The sequence below is a fragment of the Sphingobacterium sp. CZ-UAM genome (assembly GCF_002000245.1).
Lineage (GTDB): Bacteria > Bacteroidota > Bacteroidia > Sphingobacteriales > Sphingobacteriaceae > Sphingobacterium.
This window is the reverse complement of the sequence record NZ_MTCM01000010.1, coordinates 1-20,314: the sequence shown is the minus strand read 5'-3', so window position 1 is coordinate 20,314 and position 20,314 is coordinate 1. Positions and strand designations below refer to the sequence as shown.

General features: G+C 39.8%; 15 protein-coding genes and 4 tRNA genes. 8 read left to right on the top strand and 11 right to left on the bottom strand.

Annotation, left to right across the window (positions count from 1 at the left end):
- Positions 1-190: 190 nt before the first annotated feature.
- From BWD42_RS23225 to mnhG, 7 genes are all read left to right on the top strand, one after another.
- Positions 191-2,500, top strand: a complete 2,310-nt coding sequence (locus BWD42_RS23225; protein ID WP_077438802.1) for a putative monovalent cation/H+ antiporter subunit A — start codon at positions 191-193, stop codon at positions 2,498-2,500.
- Between the two features lie 121 nt (positions 2,501-2,621).
- On the top strand, positions 2,622-3,041 hold the full coding sequence (locus BWD42_RS23220; protein WP_077438801.1) for a Na+/H+ antiporter subunit B: 420 nt from the start codon (positions 2,622-2,624) through the stop codon (positions 3,039-3,041).
- Positions 3,041-3,397 carry a Na+/H+ antiporter subunit C gene (locus tag BWD42_RS23215; RefSeq protein ID WP_077438800.1) on the top strand — a complete coding sequence of 119 codons (357 nt, stop codon included), beginning with the start codon at positions 3,041-3,043 and terminating at the stop codon, positions 3,395-3,397. The genes BWD42_RS23220 and BWD42_RS23215 overlap by 1 nt, the downstream gene beginning before the upstream one ends.
- A complete protein-coding gene (locus BWD42_RS23210; protein ID WP_077438799.1) occupies positions 3,394-4,902 on the top strand; it encodes a proton-conducting transporter membrane subunit in 1,509 nt (502 codons plus the stop codon). The genes BWD42_RS23215 and BWD42_RS23210 overlap by 4 nt, the downstream gene beginning before the upstream one ends.
- 19 nt (positions 4,903-4,921) lie before the next feature.
- Entirely contained in the window at positions 4,922-5,380 is a 459-nt protein-coding gene (locus tag BWD42_RS23205; protein ID WP_254846308.1) for a Na+/H+ antiporter subunit E, read from the top strand.
- Positions 5,377-5,652, top strand: coding sequence for a monovalent cation/H+ antiporter complex subunit F (locus BWD42_RS23200; protein ID WP_077438797.1), 276 nt, complete (start codon positions 5,377-5,379; stop codon positions 5,650-5,652). The genes BWD42_RS23205 and BWD42_RS23200 overlap by 4 nt, the downstream gene beginning before the upstream one ends.
- Positions 5,642-5,995, top strand: coding sequence for a monovalent cation/H(+) antiporter subunit G (gene mnhG, locus BWD42_RS23195; protein WP_254846307.1), 354 nt, complete (start codon positions 5,642-5,644; stop codon positions 5,993-5,995). Before BWD42_RS23200 ends, mnhG begins: the two co-directional genes overlap by 11 nt.
- 139 nt (positions 5,996-6,134) lie before the next feature.
- On the opposite strand, the gene BWD42_RS23190 is transcribed toward mnhG, so the two are convergent.
- On the bottom strand, positions 6,135-7,226 hold the full coding sequence (locus tag BWD42_RS23190; protein ID WP_077438795.1) for a lactonase family protein: 1,092 nt from the start codon (positions 7,224-7,226) through the stop codon (positions 6,135-6,137).
- Between the two features lie 409 nt (positions 7,227-7,635).
- Between BWD42_RS23190 and BWD42_RS23185 the strand changes: the two genes are divergently transcribed.
- On the top strand, positions 7,636-8,985 hold the full coding sequence (locus tag BWD42_RS23185; protein ID WP_077438794.1) for a peptidylprolyl isomerase: 1,350 nt from the start codon (positions 7,636-7,638) through the stop codon (positions 8,983-8,985).
- A 78-nt stretch (positions 8,986-9,063) separates the two neighbouring features.
- Here the strand turns inward: BWD42_RS23185 and BWD42_RS23180 are convergent, their stop codons facing one another.
- The 10 genes from BWD42_RS23180 to BWD42_RS23135 form a co-directional block, all read right to left on the bottom strand.
- On the bottom strand, positions 9,064-9,954 hold the full coding sequence (locus BWD42_RS23180; RefSeq protein WP_077438793.1) for a DUF4440 domain-containing protein: 891 nt from the start codon (positions 9,952-9,954) through the stop codon (positions 9,064-9,066).
- A 108-nt stretch (positions 9,955-10,062) separates the two neighbouring features.
- Entirely contained in the window at positions 10,063-11,529 is a 1,467-nt protein-coding gene (cysS, locus tag BWD42_RS23175) for a cysteine--tRNA ligase (protein WP_077438792.1), read from the bottom strand.
- Between the two features lie 21 nt (positions 11,530-11,550).
- Complete coding sequence (gene der / locus BWD42_RS23170) at positions 11,551-12,852, bottom strand: ribosome biogenesis GTPase Der (RefSeq protein WP_077438899.1); 1,302 nt, start codon at positions 12,850-12,852, stop codon at positions 11,551-11,553.
- Positions 12,853-13,028: 176 nt separating this feature from the next.
- The gene (locus BWD42_RS23165; protein ID WP_077438791.1) at positions 13,029-14,156 is read right to left on the bottom strand and encodes a peroxiredoxin family protein; all 1,128 of its coding nucleotides are present in this window, start codon (positions 14,154-14,156) and stop codon (positions 13,029-13,031) included.
- A 404-nt stretch (positions 14,157-14,560) separates the two neighbouring features.
- The gene (locus BWD42_RS23160) at positions 14,561-16,279 is read right to left on the bottom strand and encodes a RagB/SusD family nutrient uptake outer membrane protein (protein WP_077438898.1); all 1,719 of its coding nucleotides are present in this window, start codon (positions 16,277-16,279) and stop codon (positions 14,561-14,563) included.
- 19 nt (positions 16,280-16,298) lie between these two features.
- The gene (locus BWD42_RS23155; RefSeq protein WP_077438790.1) at positions 16,299-19,370 is read right to left on the bottom strand and encodes a SusC/RagA family TonB-linked outer membrane protein; all 3,072 of its coding nucleotides are present in this window, start codon (positions 19,368-19,370) and stop codon (positions 16,299-16,301) included.
- A gap of 382 nt (positions 19,371-19,752) precedes the next feature.
- A tRNA-Met gene (locus tag BWD42_RS23150) sits at positions 19,753-19,825 on the bottom strand.
- Positions 19,826-19,883: 58 nt separating this feature from the next.
- Positions 19,884-19,956: transfer RNA gene (locus BWD42_RS23145), tRNA-Met, on the bottom strand.
- A gap of 58 nt (positions 19,957-20,014) precedes the next feature.
- Positions 20,015-20,087, bottom strand: a tRNA-Met gene (locus tag BWD42_RS23140).
- A gap of 57 nt (positions 20,088-20,144) precedes the next feature.
- Positions 20,145-20,217: transfer RNA gene (locus BWD42_RS23135), tRNA-Met, on the bottom strand.
- Between the last annotated feature and the right edge of the window lie 97 nt (positions 20,218-20,314).

Genomic DNA, 20,314 nt, shown 5'->3' with positions numbered 1-20,314 from the left:
AAAATAGGGTTACAAGCAATACGGGGTTAAATTGTTTTTTTATAAAAAATTCGTAAAACCAAATCCTCGCTCCGACACAACAAAACCTCAATTTTTAGTATTTATATGAAGCAAAACATGCAGAAAGCGCTCGTTTTTCGAGTTTTTTTACTATATTGTAAACTTTCATAAAATTTAAAACAAAGACTAAATGCTATTTACTGTTCTATCAGGATTAATAACATCGAGCCTTATTGTTCCATTTGGTAGATTCCTCAAATCCAAATGGGGTTTTATTCTCGCATTTTTACCGGTACTTCTATTTCTGTATTATATAAAATTTGTAGTGCCTATTGGTCAGGGATCTTATTTTATACAATCGACAGCATGGGTACCTTCGTTAGGCATTAATCTGGATTTCAGATTAGATGGCCTGTCTCTACTCTTCACATTATTGATTACCGGAATTGGTGCTTGCATCTTTTTTTATGCACATGCCTATCTCAAGGGACATAAATACATCGACCGATTTTTTGGCTACCTCTGTCTCTTTATGTCTGCCATGTTGGGCTTGGTGCTTTCGGACAACATGCTATTGCTTTTTATCTTTTGGGAATTAACATCCATTAGTTCATTTTTTCTCATCGGATTCAACAACGATCATGCGGATTCCCGAAAAAGTGCCTTAACGGCCTTATCCATTACAGGTTTAGGTGGCTTCTTTCTGCTTGCGGGCTTTGTACTATTGGGCAATATCGCCGGCACGTATAATATCACCGAACTTGTGGGCAAGGTTGCTTTAATTCAACAACATCCCCTCTTTCCGCTTATTTTTGGACTGGTAGCGCTTGGTGCTATCACTAAGTCAGCACAATTCCCCTTCCATTTTTGGTTGCCTGGCGCTATGAAAGCCCCTACACCGGTATCTGCCTATTTACACTCAGCCACCATGGTAAAAGCGGGGATATATCTGCTGGCCCGCTTTTCACCGATCTTAGGCGGGAACCCGATCTGGACGTATTCATTAATCATTATAGGCGGAGTTACCATGCTCTATGCAGCATTTCATTCACTTTTCAGAACAGATCTCAAGGGAGTACTCGCCTATTCCACCATCTCCGCATTGGGAATCTTAGTCTTCTTACTGGGTCTTGGGACTAAGGAAGCTGTGATCGCCGCAAGTGTCTTTATCCTTGTGCATGCATTGTACAAAGCAGCGCTGTTCTTGATTACGGGTATTATCGACCATGAAACCGGAACACGTGACTTAACGCTATTACGCGGATTACGTAAAGTCTTATCTCCAGTTGCTATCGCAGGCTTTTTGGCTGCATTATCAAGTGCGGGCGTACCTTTGACCTTTGGATTTATCGGGAAGGATCTGATCTACGACGCCACATTAAAAAGCAATCCGCAGTTGTTCCTATATTTAACGACAGCTGCTGTGCTGACCAACATACTGCTTGTCTCCGCTGGATTTATGGCGGGAATCAAACCTTTTACAGGGAAATTACCGGAACAGTTTGCGCATGTACACCTGCCCTACAAATCCATGTGGATCCCACCACTTTTATTGGCATTATTGGGTGTCATATTCGGCTGTGCTCCGGGACCTATTGGCGACTGGATCGCTGGACCAACCACAAATAGTATCCTGGCTCAGCAAGAGGTTTTTCATCTAAAGATATGGCATGGCTTTAACCTCATACTTTTATTGAGTGCCATTACCATCATTGTCGGGACGCTTGTATTTGTCTCCAACACACCCAGTCACAAGAAACTGGCCTGGATCACTACTTTTGAAAAAATTTCACCTGCCAATATCTTCAACGCAGTTGCCCGGGAAATCGAATTATTTTCTGCTTTTTTTACCGCAAAGATGCACAATGGCTACCTACGCTCCTATTTATTGAAGATTATTTTATTTGCAGAATTATTGATCGGCTATCAATTGTACTTGGGCGGTCCACTGCACATTAAATGGGATACCTTGTCACCAGTGAGCTTTTATGAAGTAACAACCGTATGTATTCTCATCGGGGCTATTGTGTTAACAATCCGAACGTCCTCAAGGTTAACTGCAGTGGTGGCCACCAGTGTTGTGGGCTATGCGATATGTCTCATCTTTGTTTTTTACAGCGCCCCAGATTTAGCGATGACGCAATTTACGATCGATACCCTAACCGTTGTTCTGTTTGTACTGGTTCTGTTTAAATTGCCATCTTTTTTAAATCTGGCAAACCGTCGCACCATTATTCGGGATGCAGTAGTAGCGATTATATTTGGGATTATGTTATCTATGGTTGCTTTACGTGTGTTACATGAACCTACAACCACCGATATCAGTGACTTTTATGGTGACTATGCCTATGTAATGGCCAAAGGAAAGAATGTTGTCAATGTACTGCTCGTTGACTTTAGAGGCTTTGATACCATGTTTGAAATTGTGGTACTAAGCATCGCGGCACTTGGCGTGTACAGTTTATTGAAATTACGTTTAAAATCTTCTGATAAAGAATAAATATTTTATGACACGTTAGTGGAGTAATGATGATTAGGAGCGATGGACGATCTATGAAAACCCATTGGTTTGTATCACCGGAATCTCAATACTCAATACTAATATCTAAATACTCGAATAAATGAATAGCACGATATTACAAACCGCAACGCGGTATCTCCTACCAATACTTTTATTGTTTTCTGTATTTCTCCTACTTCGGGGGCATTATTATCCCGGAGGAGGATTTGTGGGGGGCTTGGTGGCCTCAATTGCTTTCGTACTGCATAGTTTCGCTTTTGGTCCTCACAACACCATGAAGCTTATCCAATACAAACCGTTATCCCTTATTCCGATCGGATTGGGCATTGCCGCAGTGAGCATGTTTCTACCAACTTTCTTTGGCTATCCCGTTATGACCGGACTTTGGCTGGAGGAAAAAATTCCCGTCATTGGGATGATCGGTACAGCCTTATTTTTTGACCTCGGCGTATACTTTGTCGTCATTGGCGTTGTATTGACTATTTTATTCACAATTGCTTTAAATACGGAGGAGGAATAATGGAGCTGATTCTCGTTTTATTGATCGGTATTCTATATGCCGCCGGAATATACCTCATCTTGCGACGCAGCATGGTGAAACTTTTATTGGGAATTATGTTATTGGGCAATGGGACCAATATATTGATCTTTCTGTTGGGGAATATTGTCAAAGGTAAACCACCGATCATCGGCCCTGACCTAAAGGTCTTCACGGATATTTATGCCGATCCCATACCGCAAGCCCTAATTTTAACGGCAATCGTTATCAGTTTTGGGCTGACTTCGTTCGCTATTGTACTACTTAAACGTGTTTACGCCTTATTGGGCACGGACGATTTAGATAATTTGAATACGCCTGAGGAAGAAGATATATGATAGACAACCAGATTATTGCCACGGTTATCGTGCACCTTTTTATTGCTATTGTCCAGCTGATGCTTTGGCGCAAATCTACCCCGCAACGTTTTCTAAGCGTGGGAGGAAGCCTTTTAGCACTTATTCTTGCATTTAAGCTCTTTTTCAAGGTCTATGATGGCGGAATCCTGACGATGAATGCCGCCAATTGGAAAGCCCCTTTTGGGATTGTCTTTGTCGCGGACCTTTTTAGTAGTACCCTGGTCGTCCTGACCTCCATTGCCGGACTTGCGGTATCGATTTTTTCATGTGTCGGTGTCGGGAGACAACGCATTTTATACGGCTATTTCCCTATTTTTCATTTTCTGATGATGGGGCTAAATGGCGCATTTCTGACCGGAGATATTTTTAATCTCTATGTGTGGTTTGAGGTGATCATTATTTCATCCTTTGTATTGATGACACTTGGTGGCCGTAAATCACAATTGGAAGGAGCTGTAAAATATATGGCCATGAATATATTGGCCTCTACCTTTTTCCTGACGGGTATCGGAATTCTGTATGGCATCTCAGGATCGCTCAATATGGCAGACCTGGCTTTGCGTATACCCAAAATACAAAATCAGGCACTGGTCGAAATCACGGCCACTTTTTTCCTGATCGGCTTTGGTATCAAATCGGCAGTATTCCCACTTTATTTCTGGCTGCCCTCTTCCTATCATACACCGCCTTCGGCTGTAGCCGCAACCTTTGGCGGACTCTTGACTAAAGTTGGGATCTATGCACTGTTTAGGGTATTTTCTTTATTGTTTATCCCAAACCATTTTGCCAAAGAACTGTTGGTCGTTTTGGCCATACTGACCATTTTAACAGGTGCTTTTGGCGCATTAATAAAAACCAATGTCCGCAGATTATTTTCTTACCTGATTGTCTGCCATATCGGTTTTATGATCGGTGGTTTGGGATTATATAACAAATGGGCGCTGTTAGGTGCAATCTTTTATCTTATTCATGATATTATGGTGAAAACAAACCTGTTCTTAATGGCCGGTGTTATCCGCCAGCTTCGGGGAACCATGGACATGAACAAGCTCGGAGGCCTATATGCACAGTATCCGAAGATTTCCCTGCTTTTTGCGGTGGTACTTTTCTCTTTAGTCGGTATCCCGCCATTATCTGGGTTCTGGCCCAAGATCTATCTTTTTAGAGATGCCTTTCAACTGGAAAAATACGCTTTTGCAGGCGCTTTGATCATCGGTAGTTTTATTACACTGTTTGTGATTGCCAAAATGTGGGCGCAGGTATTTTGGAAAGATACCCCCAAGCCCGACATCATTGAAGATAAATTCGCGGGAATGATCGGCTATAAAAGAACAATGCTGCTCTTACCTGTGATTATGTTGGCCTCAGCTTCGTTGTATATCGGATTTAATGCAGAAGCTATCATACATGTTGCAGACAAGATCGCTACACAATTACTGGATACTTCACCTTATATAAATGCTGTATTAGGAGGGCAGAATTGATATGATAAAACAGTTTTTAATGAACCTGATGCTATCTTTTATCTGGGTAGCACTGACGGGATCGATGTATTATACGAATTTCCTGTTTGGCTTTTTACTCGGTTTCGCGATTCTTTGGGTTATGAACAAGAATGAGGCCGACCAGCGTTATTTCTATCGTGTTCCCAAAACGGTGAGTTTCATCCTCTTTTTTTTATGGGAAATGATCGTCGCCAATGTTCAGGTTGCCTACGATGTGATCACGCCAAAGTTTTTTATCAACCCGGCTATTGTCAAGTATCCGATGGATGCCAAGACAGACCTGGAGATCAATTTGCTTTCTACTTTTATATCACTGACGCCTGGTACGCTTATTTTGGATGTGAGCGAGGACAAAAAAACACTTTTTATCCATGTGATGTACATGAAGAGCAAAGAACAATTTGTCTCCACCCTAAAAAACAATGTTGAACGAAGACTTTTAGAACTCTTACGATGACTTTAGCTACTTACTTCGATTATGTTATCCTCCCCATATTAGCCTTATCGGTTATTCTGGCATTTATCCGTTTATACAAAGGTCCACAGATCTTTGACCGGGTCATTGCACTGGATCTCATTATCACAATCGGAATCGGAATTATTACAGTCTATAGTATACGCACTTCGCAGGAAGTATTTTTAGATATTGCCATGATCCTAGCACTTATCGCATTTTTGGGAACTATAGCCTTTTCATTTTATTTGGAAAAACAACGCAATGATGACTGATATTACCTTAGCAATTTTAAGCACCATCGGTGCACTGGCCATATTATTTGCATCGATTGGCATTTTACGGATGCCTGATTTCTATCTGCGCCTCTCAGTGACTGTAAAAGCTGCAACCCTAGGGGTCGGCCTCTTGTTGATCTGTGCTGCGATGACATTCCCGGATGTATCTGTGACGACCAAGGCAATAGCAATTGGTTTCTTTCTAATCCTGACCGCTCCGGTTGCGGCCCATATGATCGGACGGGCAGCTTATATACAGCGTGTCAAGACCTGGAAAGGAACTGTCTTAAACGATTTGGAAAAAGAAGGCCAACTGGATTGTCGGAAAGAAGATTTTTAAGCTATTCCGGAGATATTCTTAAAAAGAATACTGTCGACAGAGTTTCATCAAAAAAATAAGGCATCACAACAGTGTTTTGATGCCTTATCTTTCCAAGATCTTTTCATTGGATAAGTCTCCGTACCCTTAAATCGAAAGACTAAAATATAATACAGACCGGAGCAGGCACTTTGATTTCTTTTCCTGTATCCGTTAATAGTCCAGTCTTTGTATCCCGATTAAACAGCACAATATTGTTGGTATATTGATTCGCAACCAGCAAGTATTTCCCATCTGGAGAAAGATTAAAATTCCGTGGTCCTCTCCCCTTGACCGAAGTATTGGATAATTTGTTTAATGCCCCATCTTTCTCCACGGCGAAGGTCGCTATCGTATTTGCGTCACCACGATTGGTCGCATATAAAAACTTGCCATCGGCAGATATTTTGATATCTGCGCCGCCATTCTGGCCCTTGAATCCCTCTGGATTAATTTCGTAAGTGTTTTGATACATCCAATCATCGCCTTCTTTCTTATAGCTCGCCACCTGCCCTGTCATTTCCAATACAACATAGAGAAATTTTTCCTTCTTATCAAAGACAATATGGCGAGGGCCACCACCTGCCGGGGTAAAGAAATCCTCAGGTTCCTCTGCCAGACTATAAGCGCTTCCGGATTTATTGACAGGAAATACAGAAATTTGATCCAAACCGAGATCCTGTATATATAAACGATCACCCTTACTAGAGAAGAAAGTAGAATGTATATGGGGTTTTTCTTGACGGACAGGATCAACGCCTTTACCTTCATGTTGGATCAGTCGGCTTCTTTTGTTCAGGACACCATTTGTTTCAAGCTCAAATAATGCTGCTGATCCTCCCGTGTAATTAGCTACAGCCAATAAATTTCCTTTAGGGTGCACTTCAACAAAACAAGGTGACTCCCCTCCAGTAGGCAGCGAGTTCAAGAAGGTCAGCTTTCCATCCTTAAAGGAATAAGCGGACACAGTACCCTCCTGATTTGGAAGTTCATTGACAGCATAGATAAAGTTGTTATTTCGAGCCAGAAATGAAGGATCCTTACTTTCCTGCGTGCCGATCAAGGAAGCTTCACCCGTTTTTGTATCGAAATTATAGATATAAATACCTTTACTTTCTGTTTTGTTCGTATAAGTTCCAACAAACATTGGAATCTGTTGTGCAATACTTGCAAAAGGCAGAAATGTCATCAGATAAATAAAAGCTTTTTTCATGTGTGTACAATTTATTAAAAATAATCAACGAATTTTCCTCTTGCTAACGGTGTAGCACAAAAAAATAAAGATACCTTCTTATGTTATTACTGTTGCTGAGAAACTTGTTAAATTAGGTTAAAACCGCCCTTTCTAAGAGGCAAATCCGTATTTTTAGCGAATCAATTTTAACAAGTCTAAAATTCCCATTTGAAATATTGGGATTATAAAAATATTGTTAAATAAAAATACGAATAATTCATATAATCTGATAATTTTGTGCTGTTGTTCAAAATAGTATATATTGAACGATAGAATCGGGAGATTATTAGTGATTTAGATGAATCTACTGTGACATCAATCTGTACGACTTGTATATGATTAAACGGGTCATGGTTGCTTCATCGGCGTTTAGAAACATATTATTTAGATGAAAAAAAACATATATATATTGTTTTTGTTGCTGTTTGTATCCATTCAAGCCAGCTTTGCACAACGTCAGGTTATTGACCGGGTAGTGGCTACGGTGGGTTCAGGGATTATCCTACAATCCGATCTGGACATGCAATATTCACAATGGCTTGCGCAGGGAAATAAACCTGATGAAAAGTTCAAATGTGGAGTTCTTGAACAATTGATCATTCAGAAATTACTTTCCCAACAGGCGGTAATTGACTCAATCGACGTCACTGAAACCGAGGTGGATGATAACTTAAATTCCCGTTTGCGCCATATGTCCCAACAAGCTGGTGGTCAGGAACGCCTGGAGAAGTTCCTGAACCGTTCTTTGTTACAATACAAGGAAGAAATGCGTGCAAGTGTTTTTGAGCAGCTGAAAGCGAATAAGATGCAACAAAATATCGTACAGAAAGTGGATGTAACGCCATTGGAAGTAAAACGTTATTTTGAAGGATTGAATAAAGATAGTCTTCCTTATTTCAATACAGAAGTTGAAATCGGCGAAATTGTCATGATGCCAAAATTGACCGACGAAGAGAAAAAAGAACAGCGGGAGAAAATAGAAGGCATCCGCAAGCAGATTGTCGACGGTTCGGATTTTGGAACGATGGCGCGCCTCTACTCCCAAGATCCAGGTTCTGCACCTTATGGCGGAGACCTTGGCTTCGGTACCCGTGACAACTATGTAAAAGAGTTCTCTGCAATGGCGTTTAAACTAAAGCCGGGGGAAATATCACCAATTGTAGAATCAAAGTATGGTTTCCACATCATTCAGGTACTTGAAAGACGTGGCGAAGAGGTACACACCCGTCATATCCTGATGAAAATGAATCCCGGAGCTGCGGCAATGGAGCGAACCAAAAATAAACTGGACAGTATCTACAAACTGGTTGTTGACAAGAAATTAGATTTTTATCACGCTGCAACGAACAATTCTGATGCTGAAGAAAGCAAATTTAATGGTGGTATGGTTTTAAATCCACAAGGATCCAGCCGTACAACTTTAATTCCGATGGATGGATTGGATAAGGCCGTATTTACAGCCATTGACCCATTAAAACCAGGGGAATATTCTAAACCGGAACAATTCACAGACAAAACTGGCGATGTAGGTTATCGTTTTAACTACCTAAAAACCCGTATCGCGCCACATAAAGCAAATTTAGATCAGGACTTTACAAAGATCAAAGAAGCTGCGAAAGAAGATAAAGTACGTCGGAACCTAAGCAAATGGTTTGACGACAAGGCGAAGAACACATTCATTGATATCAGCGATGATTTTGGAGCCTGTGAGGAACTAGAAAAATGGAGAAAGAAATAGGAGTTAATATGCTCCGCACATAAAAAAGGCTTGAATCAATATTCAAGCCTTTTTTATGCGTATATTATGTTCGGTTATCTATTTCTCAAACATCATTTCGATCAGAATATTCCAATTCGCTTTCTTCACATCATCCTTTGCTAATTCGCTTAACTGCCATACGCGGATATAATTATACTTGACGACCTTATCTTTTTGCCGTACGGTCGCCGTTCCTTTTGTATAAGCAAAATCCCCACTATACGAACGTTTTACTTCCTCAGGAACCGTCTCGATCGTCATGCGTTGTTTCTTCAGATAAGCCATCATCTTACTCTTCCCTTCCATTGGACTGGTCCAGGGAAATAAAAACCGGACATCTTCGCTTAAAAATTCTTTGTATGCTGTGGGATTATCCGCTTTAAGGACAGTAGACATCAGCTTATCTGTTTCCAGTACAATATCCTCCCGTTGGTTCAGACGTACTTTAGAGCGATGCTTAAGGTACCAGGAATCCGTTGGTTCTATATATTCCAGATCAAATTCACCATCCTTATCTTTACCGTTGTTTTCCACTTCGGCACGGATATCAACCAACCATTTACCTTTCTTATTACGTTTCCAGACGGTCAAGTACTCCCCGTGACGCAACCGCGCGCCTACTTTTTGAAAGTCCATGGACCCTGATGTTACGCCAAACTCCAAGCTCTTTGCGACAAGGGCAAAAGTAGGCTGCCAATTTAATACATCTGGAATATTAGGTCTATTATTGAGGTAATTGTATGCATTGACCGCCGAAGGTACGTAAAATGTAGATTCCTTATCGATAATAGATAAAAACGCCTGATGTGGAGTAGAAGCTTTAGATAATGCGGCGGCATCTTTATCGGCCTGCAGCAAACTTCCTACTTTTTCGGGTATCTGTGCGTACAATGTTGTTCCCATTGTACTCATCAATGCAACAACGGATAACCTATTCCAAAAATTCATATGCAAATGATTATTTATCAGCGTTCATCTTATTGTTTCAGATGAACGCATTACACTCGGTTTTCAGGGCAATTGATTGCCCTTTTTTTAAATTCGATTTTTTATCTATCAAATCTTATTCCAAAGTGTACCTTCTTTACTATCTTTCAGTTGGATACCAATTGCATTAAGTTCATCACGGATACGATCTGAAGTGACAAAATCCTTATTCGCTTTTGCTTCGTTACGTAATTTGATCACCAAATTCATGACATCATCAATATCATCCGTTCCGGATGCTTGATCATTCCGCAGTCCAAGGATGTCTTCGACAAATTCTTTCATGAAAACTCTTAGCTTCTCCAGTCCCTCTTCAGAGACCTTGGCTTTGCCATCATAGATCGAATTAATGATCCGCACCAATTCAAACAGTTCTGCAATCAAAACCGGGCTATTGAAATCGTCGTCCATTGCCGCATAACATTTATTACGGATCTCAGCCAGATTGAATGAATCAGCTCCTTTTGAAACTTTTAGTTTATCCAAGAGTCCTATTGCACTCATCAAGCGTTTATATCCTTTGTCAGCGGCGTCAAGTGCTTCATTGGAAAAATCCAATGTACTTCTATAATGCGCCTGCAACATAAAGAAACGAACAGCCATTGGCGAATATCCTCTATTTAACAAAGGATGATTACCCGTGAAGAGTTCTCCTGGCAAAAATCCATTACCCGCAGATTTGGACATCCGCGCCCCATTTACCGTTAACATATTGGTATGCATCCAATACTTGGCAGGTGTGGTATGGTTACATGCTTCGGACTGCGCAATTTCGTTTGTATGATGCGTCGCCGCCAAATCCATTCCACCTCCGTGGATATCAAACTGATCGCCCAAATACTTTCTGCTCATCGCCGAACACTCGATATGCCATCCGGGAAACCCGACGCTCCAAGGGGCTGGCCAGCGCATGATTGTTTCGGGCTTAGCTTTGATCCACAAAGCGAAATCCAAGCGTCCCTTTTTCTCATCCTGACCGCTCAGCTCACGGGTATTGTTTAACATATCTTCCAATTTGCGATTGGTCAATACGGTATAATCATACTGCTGCACATATTTTTCCACATCGAAATAGACAGTACCATTCGTCTCATAAGCATAACCATTGCTGATGATCTGTTCGATCATTTCGATCTGCTCTGAAATATGTCCTGTCGCAGTGGGTTCGATACTTGGAGGCAAGGTATTGAAAAGACGTAACACATCATGAAAACCGATGGTATATTTCTGTACGATTTCCATTGGTTCCAGCTGTTCCAATTTAGCTTTTTTTGCAAATTTGTCATCTCCTTCATCACGATCGCCCTCCAAATGCCCGGCATCTGTAATATTCCGCACATAACGTACTTTATAGCCCAAATGACGTAGATATCTAAAAATCAAATCAAAGGAAACAAAAGTCCGGCAGTTACCTAAATGTACATCGCTGTAAACGGTAGGTCCACAGACATACATCCCAACCAGGTTGGCGTGGATAGGTTCGAATTTTTCCTTTGTTCGCGAAAGCGTATTGTATAAAAAGAGATTATGGTCCATGTTTGTTATCTGCTTGGAAATCTATTTTTGTCTGAAATATATTTGAATAGGCACACCTGTAAAGTCAAAGTGCTCACGCAATTTATTCTCAATAAAGCGTTTATATGGATCTTTGATATATTGTGGCAAATTACAGAAGAAGGCAAACATTGGTGTTCTACCAGGTAATTGTGTCACATATTTAATTTTGATATATTTTCCTTTTAAGGATGGAGGTGGATAGCTCTCGATAATATCCAACATCACTTCATTCAACTTCGATGTAGGGATTTTTTTCGTTTTATTGGCATATACCTTATCCGCCACTTCCAATACTTTTAGGACACGTTGTTTTTCCGTTACGGAAGTAAAGATAATCGGCACATCCGTGAATGGCGCAATTTTCTCGCGGATACGATCTTCAAAAGCTTTCATGGTCTTGTTGTCTTTCTCGATCAGATCCCATTTGTTGACCACGATCACAATCCCTTTACGGTTCTTCTCAGCCAGATTGAAGATATTCACATCCTGGGCTTCCAGACCATCTTGTGCATCTAACATCAAAATCGTCACATCAGAATCCTCGAGGGCTTTGATGGTACGCATGACCGAATAGAATTCGATATCTTCATTTACTTTTGATTTACGGCGAAGACCAGCTGTATCGATCAAAAGGAAATTATGTCCATATTGGTTGTAGTGAATACGGATAGAATCGCGTGTTGTACCCGCCATAGGCGTCACAATATTACGGTCTTTCCCGATCAAGGCATTTGTAAGCGAGGATTTACCCACATTCGGACGACCTACAATTGTATATTTCGGTAGGGCTTCCTCTTCCTCCTGCTCCTCTTCAAAGTGTGATACAACAGCATCCAATAATTCTCCGGTACCAGAACCTGTAGCAGAAGAAATATTAAATACTTCACCGAGACCGAATGCATAGAATTCGGCTGATTCATGATGCAACTTCGCGTGGTCAACTTTGTTGGCAACCACATATACCGGTTTAGAACTTCTGCGGAGGATATCAGCGATTTCATCATCCAAGTCAGTGATACCCGTAGTAACATCTACCATGAATATAACAACAGAAGCTTCTTCAATAGCGATATATACCTGATCACGGATGGCCTCTTCAAAGACATCATCCGAACCATGGACAAAACCACCTGTATCGATTACTGTAAATTTCTTTCCGATCCACTCCGCCGTCTCATAATGACGGTCGCGCGTCACCCCGCTAAAGTCATCGACAATCGCTTTTCTACTTTCCGTAAGACGATTGAATAAGGTAGATTTACCAACATTTGGACGACCAACAATTGCAACAATATTTGCCATATTTATTTTATTTGATCCACCCACTCTCACAGCAGATGGCACTTTTATGCTAAATTACACGTTAAGGGTACAAAGATACGGATTCAAAAGGGATTATGGCGACACAAAAACAAAAATGGCTTTACCGTGAAGTAAAGCCATTTATCTGAAAAATCCAATCCAAGAAATTGCACAAATCAATCAAATATTTTTTTCAACATTTCAGACAGTTGGGTCCCTATTAATCCCCTCCCTATTATTATTCCATTGGGATCTATTAAAAAATTGTCAGGTACTGCATGGATATAAAACTTTTTAGCCACGACATTATCAAATGATTTTAAATCGGACAACTGAGTCCAATCCAAACCATCCTTATTAATCGCATCTAACCATAATTTTTTATCATTATCCAATGAAATACCAATTATCTCTAAACCTTTTGCATGATATTTTTTATAAGCCTCAACTAAATTGGGATTCTCTTTACGACAAGGGAGGCACCAAGATGCCCAAAAATCTATCAAAACATATTTACCCCTATAATCAGATAATTTGACCAAATTCAAACTGGTATCGGCTTGTTCAAAATCCGGTAATTTAGCCCCAATTTCGGTTTGAAGTTTAATATAAGCTCTATCTTTTGTTTCCAATCCCAGATATGTATTCTTTAATTCATCAGGATATTGGTCAAATATTTTTCTCAGAGATACAGCTTCAGAATTCCTTTTTTTTGATTCTTGATGAAGCAAGTACAATCCATAATAGTTTAAAGGTTGCCGAGAAACAAAATTATTAACAATACTATCAATTAGCTCAATTCTTTCTTTGCTATCCAAATCAGCTTTTTTCTTTTTCTCTGCAACTTCCATGGCTACCGTAATTTCTCTCTTAAAGGATTGTTCAATATCTTCAAAATCTGAGCCTTTGATTGTAAATTGCTTATCCTTTATCGCTAGCCCTTTTGCACCTCTAACCAGCCAACCCCGATTTCCCTTAAAATTCATCGTTTTCCCGGGTTGCACCCAAAAGCTATAAACAGTAGCATCGCCGACAAAATAGCTATTAAAATCATTTTTGATATTTAACCTGAAAATAGTTGGTTCACTTATTCTTCCTATATAGGTAAATCTACCTTTTTCGTCTAATGAAATAGTATCACGAAATACCTTACCCTTGCTTTGAAAGGACACAAAATATTGCGCATTTGGAATTGTGTCAATCACTCCGTTTAAAATAAATTGGTCATTAGATTGTCCAGCGAGATTGCCAGCAAATAAGAAAAGCGCCATTAGCGTCATAAAAGTCCACGCATTTTTTACCATACATTATTTAGAATTAATAAAAAAGATATCACTATTCATCTGCCCCACTGAAATTCTATTAAGCTGATTATGAACTGGATCTAGATCTTATCTAGTCGTTAGTGTCTTCGGTTATTATTGTAAGTTTGGAATCGAATCGATCTTCTTCCTGAATCATATTCACAAATGGCCATAATTGCAATATATCCGTTTCATCAGATTGGTGAATAGATTTAAAAACGTTCATAAATGAGTTTCTCTAAAATAGAAAAAACGACACAATTACACAAAAATTAAATAAAACACCTTTAATAATTACAAAAGAAAATAAAAAAAGAAAACAAAGGAATTAATCGAATTAAAAAACAAAAATGGCTTTACCTCAAGGTAAAGCCACTTATAGGGGTCTAATTATAAATATTCGTCTAGTTAGACGTTGGATTTTGAGTTAAAGTTCCCGAATAGGAATTGATCGCCGATTGAGGAATAAAGAACACAACTCTAAAGTCAGTTGGTTGAATATCTTCAAATTGCTTATGTGGCCCTGGATAATGTCGGGTTAACGAAGTCCCATTACGGAACACATCATAGCTACGTTCAGCTTGATAAGCTAACTCCAATTGACGTTCCTTGTCAATTCGTTCACTTGCATTAGTAGCATCTAGAGAAGTATATCCCCCATTTACAATAGATCGGTTTCTTATTGTATTCAAATCTCCCAATGCGGCACCATAGTTCCTCAATTTAGCATACGCTTCCGCACGATTTAAATAAATTTCACCTAATCTACTGATTACAGGTGAATGCAAATGAGAATCCTCACCTTCTCTGGAACACTTGGTAATATAAAACTGTGGGTATACTCTATTTAAAGAAATAAAATAATCTAACACGCCTTTGTAAGTCTTACCATCCTTGTAATTGATATTATAAATTCCTTGTGAAGCGTCAACCGGTACCAGTGTATAGCTATCAGCACCTTCTGTTGCGGTTACCGTAGCACCTGACTTCGTTACTTTAGCTTGCACATAATTTAATACATTCGCCCCGTCCTGTTTAACAAAACGGAAAACCTCAGTATAAGAACCTGTGGCAGCATCTTTTGCATAAGTAGGTTCGATAAATGCTGCCCGGGCATCTACTATTTTATAGCTATTCGGTCTCCAGTCATTTCGTCCGGTTTCGTTCAACAAATCAATGTATTTTGCACTGGCAAACATTTCGCCCCAGCCCATACCGCCAATATTCGCATACATACCCCCAACTCCATAATAGTGATCATAACCCGAAAATTCTGACGCTACACGTTTTACAGCAAAAATTGTTTCCTTATTTGCTTCTGGAAGAAATGTATTATATTTCATAAAATCAGCTCTAGACAGCAAATTATATTTTCCAGAATTGATAACCTTATTTGCATAATCAACAGCCAGCTGCGCATAAGCAGCATTTGGAGAAGTATAAGTACCACTCATATACAGATACACACGAGAAAGCATTGCCTGAGCAGCCTCCTTTGACCCAAATATAGATCCTCGATTTATTGTAATCATAGCCTCTGCTTTTTTGAGGTCACTGATAATTTGCTCATAAGTTTCCTTCACAGTAGACCTATCTGGTAAATTCAAATTATTCACCACATCATCAGGTGTACCATTCACTATTGGCACACCAAGGTTTTTTTCTGGATTTTGATAGTAGGGTCTTCCATAAGCGCGAACAAGATAAAAATACATCAAACCTCGCAAATAATAACATTCACCTAACTTGCTATCTACTTCTGCACTCTGTCCCTCTTTCACCATCTTAATAATATTCGATGTCTGGGCAATAGCCTTATATCCCGAATCCCAAAATTGAGACAGCCGCCCATTATTTGGGGTCCGTGCAAAGGAAATAAATTCGTAAAATGCATCCGTAGAAGATCCACGGATCATCATGTTATCACCCGCATATTCACCAGCTCTATGCATTGGATCAGACCAAGCTTTTAATTGCGCATAAGCCCCATTCAGCAATCCGTCCAATAATGCTTCAGGATTCTGTGTTATCTGATCAGAATCCATAGATCCATAGGGAAAACGATCCACATCACAAGCGGTTATAGATACCGCAGCTAAAAGAATAAATAATATCTTTTTCATAAAACTCTCTTTCTCTATTTTAAAATGAAACATTAACACCAAACATATATTTACGCACCGCTGGATATACTCCAGGTCCAGTTGAGCTTACAATAGCACCATTATCTTCGCGTACTGGAATTTCCGGATCCACACCGGAATATTTTGTCAAAGTAAACAAGTTCTCTCCCGTAAAAAACACGCGTATATTTTTTATATTATATCTAGTTAGATTAAAATTGTATCCAAGTGTCAACGAACGCATTCTAAAGAAATCACCATCTTCCAAATAACGGGACGAAAAAGAGTTTCCCTTATCTTGGTTGTTATATTTTGCGATAGGGTGTGTAGCATTATCACCAGGTTTTTCCCAACGAGTCCAACCATCTTGCAGTTTCATTTGATTTCTATCTGTATATGTACCATCTGAATCATATTCCTGACGTGCATAATTATAAATCTGTCCGCCTATAGAATAACCAAACACTGCGGCTAGATCAAATTGTTTATAACTCAAAAATGTATTAATACCCCCAAAAACATCAGGAGATGCCTTACCTATTCTCTCTTGGGTTGCTTGAGCATAATTGGACGTAGTTTCTCGTCCAGTTTCGTTACCGCTAGCATCCCTAGTAACCTTATACCACATAGGTGCTCCCGTTTCCGAATTAACTCCAGCCCATTCCGGTAGGTAGTAAGTATCTACTGGTAACCCTATTTCTAGAATTCTATTCGCGGACCCCGCTATACCCAATGGGTCTCCTGTGATAACTGGACGTGCAATATAAGTTCCATCAGGCTGTCTGGTTTTATATATATCAGTCAATTTGTTTTTATTCCGACCCAAATTCACGTCCACACTCCATAACCAATCGTTGTTACGTACGATATCACCTCCAAACGTCAACTCAATCCCTCGATTGTTCATTTCACCAATATTCTTCCATATACCAGATGCCCCAGTCATTAAAGATATAGGAACTCTAAAAAGAATATTTTTTGTATTTTTATCATACCAATCGAAATTTACTCTTACACGTTTATTCAGAAATGCTGCATCAACACCAAGACCTGTGGTTGCTGTTTCTTCCCACGTTAACCCTTGGTTTCCTATCTGATCAATAAGAGCCCCCGGCAATCCGTTATATCCTGCAGCTGTAGACACAGAATATAAATTATATTGTGGATATAACATATTCGGACGATTTCCGACGGTACCATAAGCAGCTCTTAGCTTCAGATTATCTACCCATGGAGCATTGAACCAACTTTCTTTATGTACATTCCATCCCCCGCTGACCGAATAGAAATTACCAAATTGCTTACCAAAGTTAGAAGCTTCATCTCGCCGAAAGGAGACTTGTGCCAAATACCTGTCATCGTAAGCATAATTCGCGTTAGATAAATATGATTGTGTAGCCCATTCGCTAATTCCGCCTTTTGTTCGTTCCGGTTTCTGAACAACATCCAATACTTCAAAACCTGGAATAAATCCAGTACCATAAACATCTAATGTTTTTGACCAGTAATCGTTAAATTCATAAGCCAAAATTCCATTGACTGAATGTTTACCCCAAGTCTTGTTAAAACGCAATATTTGATTTGTGTAACGACGCGCATATTCAGATCTGTAGTCTGTCAACCTTCCATTTACACTTAATCCACCATTTGAGCGAGGATCTGTATATCCACTAGATGCATACGTATTATATCTGTAATTATTTACAGATGAAAAAGTCAACCAATCGGTCAATTTAATATCAAAATCCAAATTACCCATCAACTCATAATTGGTATTTTCACCAAAATTCCATTGTAGATCATAAAGGTAGTTTGTATTTTGTGTATTTACCCAGCCACTGTATCTATGTGGTACCAGATTCCCTTTTTCATCATAAGGACTATCCCAAGGAAGATTAGAATACATTGCTGTTGTAGAGTACTGTTTATCGTCTACTCCTCTACGCGCTCCTGATAAGGAAGGTTTAATGGATAGCCAGCTGAACGGCTTATAGACAGTATTCATACGCACATTATAGCGATTGTAATCATAACCTTTAACAGCCCCTATCTCATCATAATATCCCAACGATAAAAATGACTGTAAAGTTTCATTTCCTCCCTGTAAGGAAATATTGTGATTTTGGACAAACCCCGTTTTCGTCGCTACTTTCCACCAATCAAAATTGTCATTACGCAATTCAGGTTTCCAACGTGTAAATTTAATTTCATTTGCATTGGCGAAAGATGCATAATAGTCATAGAGCTCTGCTCCGTTCATCACTTCCAAATTCCCATTATTAAGCTGATTAAAACCTAATTTGCTAGAGAAATTTAGAGCCATTTTCTGTACTTTTGGCTTTTTAGTCGTTACGACTACTACACCATTAGCTCCTTGAGAACCATAAATAGATGTTGAAGCCGCATCCTTTAAAATTGTCAAATTCTCGATATCATCGGGGTTAATATCTCCTGGATTGGATCCTACAATCACCCCATCAATTACCCATAACGGACTAGTCGTTCCGTTGATACTAGCCTGCCCACGAATTACTACCGCTCCACGTGACCCCGGTTTACCTGCCCCTGGTGACACAAATACACCTGCCGCTTTACCATTCAACATGTTTTCTACAGCTGGAGTTGTTACATCCCGCAGTTTACCCCCAGTCACAGTTTGTAACGCGCCTGTTAGACTTTCTTTTTTCTGTTGAATACCATAACCGACCACAACAACCTCCTCCAATGTTTCATTATTGGATTCAAGCTTAATATTGACAACTGGCCCAGTTACAGTAATCTCTTGAGCTTTATAGCCGACGTAATTAACGATCAATACATCGCCATTCTTTGCATCAATACTAAACTCCCCATTTGCTCCTGTTGAAGTAGATCGTGAAGTACCACGGACTTTAATAGTTACACCTGCTAACGCCCCTTCCGTTGACTGCACTTTCCCCGTTACTTTTTGCTGAAAAACAGCATTATTCAACAGAACATTGTGGTCTGCAAATTTAAGACCATTAGCACTAGCTGAAATGTGTGTACTTGAAATCAGTAAAGCTAACGATAACAGACTCAACTTGTGATTGTCGAGAATCTTTGAAATCATAATATTTAAAAGTTAGTTTAAAAATTGATTAGCGTGCTAATCAAAATTTAGGTACATGAATGCTAAAACTAGAATAAGATACGGGCATATCAAAATGCAAAAACAACGAAATCGATTGCGCTATTTCAAACAAACGATTGCATAACTATCCAATTGTAGCATCATTTTTTTCGACTATACCTTATTCATCGCAGTTGATTTATGAACCTAATAAACTCAGCATATTTTTAATACCATGAAACACAATAAATAATCTCACATTTTAAGACAAACAAAAAAGAATAAGATGAAAGACATTCATTGGAGAGTCTAACCCTGAAGAAAAGTGCAGGAATGTGTAAAACAGAAAAAGCCAAGGCTCTCACCTCGGCTTTTCTTTTAGTAGCGGGGACCAGACTCGAACTAGTGACCTTCGGGTTATGAGCCCGACGAGCTACCAACTGCTCCACCCCGCAATGTATTTTTGATTTCTTTAAAAAGAACCGGTCATTGCAAACCGGCTCTCTTCTTTAGTAGCGGGGACCAGACTCGAACTAGTGACCTTCGGGTTATGAGCCCGACGAGCTACCAACTGCTCCACCCCGCAATGTATTTTTGATTTCTTTAAAAAGAACCGGTCATTGCAAACCGGCTCTCTTCTTTAGTAGCGGGGACCAGACTCGAACTAGTGACCTTCGGGTTATGAGCCCGACGAGCTACCAACTGCTCCACCCCGCAATGTATTTTTGATTTCTTTAAAAAGAACCGGTCATTGCAAACCGGCTCTTTCATTAGTAGCGGGGACCAGACTCGAACTAGTGACCTTCGGGTTATGAGCCCGACGAGCTACCAACTGCTCCACCCCGCAATGTATTTTTTGATTTCTTTAAAAAGAACCGGTCATTGCAAACCGGCTCTCTTCTTTAGTAGCGGGGACCAGACTCGAACTAGTGACCTTCGGGTTA

Excerpts from the sequence above, each read along its gene's own strand:
- BWD42_RS23200 (WP_077438797.1), top strand. The coding sequence starts at position 5,377 with ATGACTTTAGCTACTTACTTCGATTATGTTATCCTCCCCATATTAGCC.
- BWD42_RS23210 (WP_077438799.1), top strand. The coding sequence starts at position 3,394 with ATGATAGACAACCAGATTATTGCCACGGTTATCGTGCACCTTTTTATT.
- der (WP_077438899.1), bottom strand. The coding sequence starts at position 12,852 with ATGGCAAATATTGTTGCAATTGTTGGTCGTCCAAATGTTGGTAAATCT.
- BWD42_RS23220 (WP_077438801.1), top strand. The coding sequence starts at position 2,622 with ATGAATAGCACGATATTACAAACCGCAACGCGGTATCTCCTACCAATA.
- BWD42_RS23225 (WP_077438802.1), top strand. The coding sequence starts at position 191 with ATGCTATTTACTGTTCTATCAGGATTAATAACATCGAGCCTTATTGTT.
- BWD42_RS23185 (WP_077438794.1), top strand. The coding sequence starts at position 7,636 with ATGAAAAAAAACATATATATATTGTTTTTGTTGCTGTTTGTATCCATT.
- BWD42_RS23155 (WP_077438790.1), bottom strand. The coding sequence starts at position 19,370 with ATGATTTCAAAGATTCTCGACAATCACAAGTTGAGTCTGTTATCGTTA.
- BWD42_RS23215 (WP_077438800.1), top strand. The coding sequence starts at position 3,041 with ATGGAGCTGATTCTCGTTTTATTGATCGGTATTCTATATGCCGCCGGA.
- BWD42_RS23190 (WP_077438795.1), bottom strand. The coding sequence starts at position 7,226 with ATGAAAAAAGCTTTTATTTATCTGATGACATTTCTGCCTTTTGCAAGT.
- BWD42_RS23165 (WP_077438791.1), bottom strand. The coding sequence starts at position 14,156 with ATGGTAAAAAATGCGTGGACTTTTATGACGCTAATGGCGCTTTTCTTA.
- BWD42_RS23180 (WP_077438793.1), bottom strand. The coding sequence starts at position 9,954 with ATGAATTTTTGGAATAGGTTATCCGTTGTTGCATTGATGAGTACAATG.
- cysS (WP_077438792.1), bottom strand. The coding sequence starts at position 11,529 with ATGGACCATAATCTCTTTTTATACAATACGCTTTCGCGAACAAAGGAA.
- mnhG (WP_254846307.1), top strand. The coding sequence starts at position 5,642 with ATGATGACTGATATTACCTTAGCAATTTTAAGCACCATCGGTGCACTG.
- BWD42_RS23160 (WP_077438898.1), bottom strand. The coding sequence starts at position 16,279 with ATGAAAAAGATATTATTTATTCTTTTAGCTGCGGTATCTATAACCGCT.
- BWD42_RS23205 (WP_254846308.1), top strand. The coding sequence starts at position 4,922 with ATGAACCTGATGCTATCTTTTATCTGGGTAGCACTGACGGGATCGATG.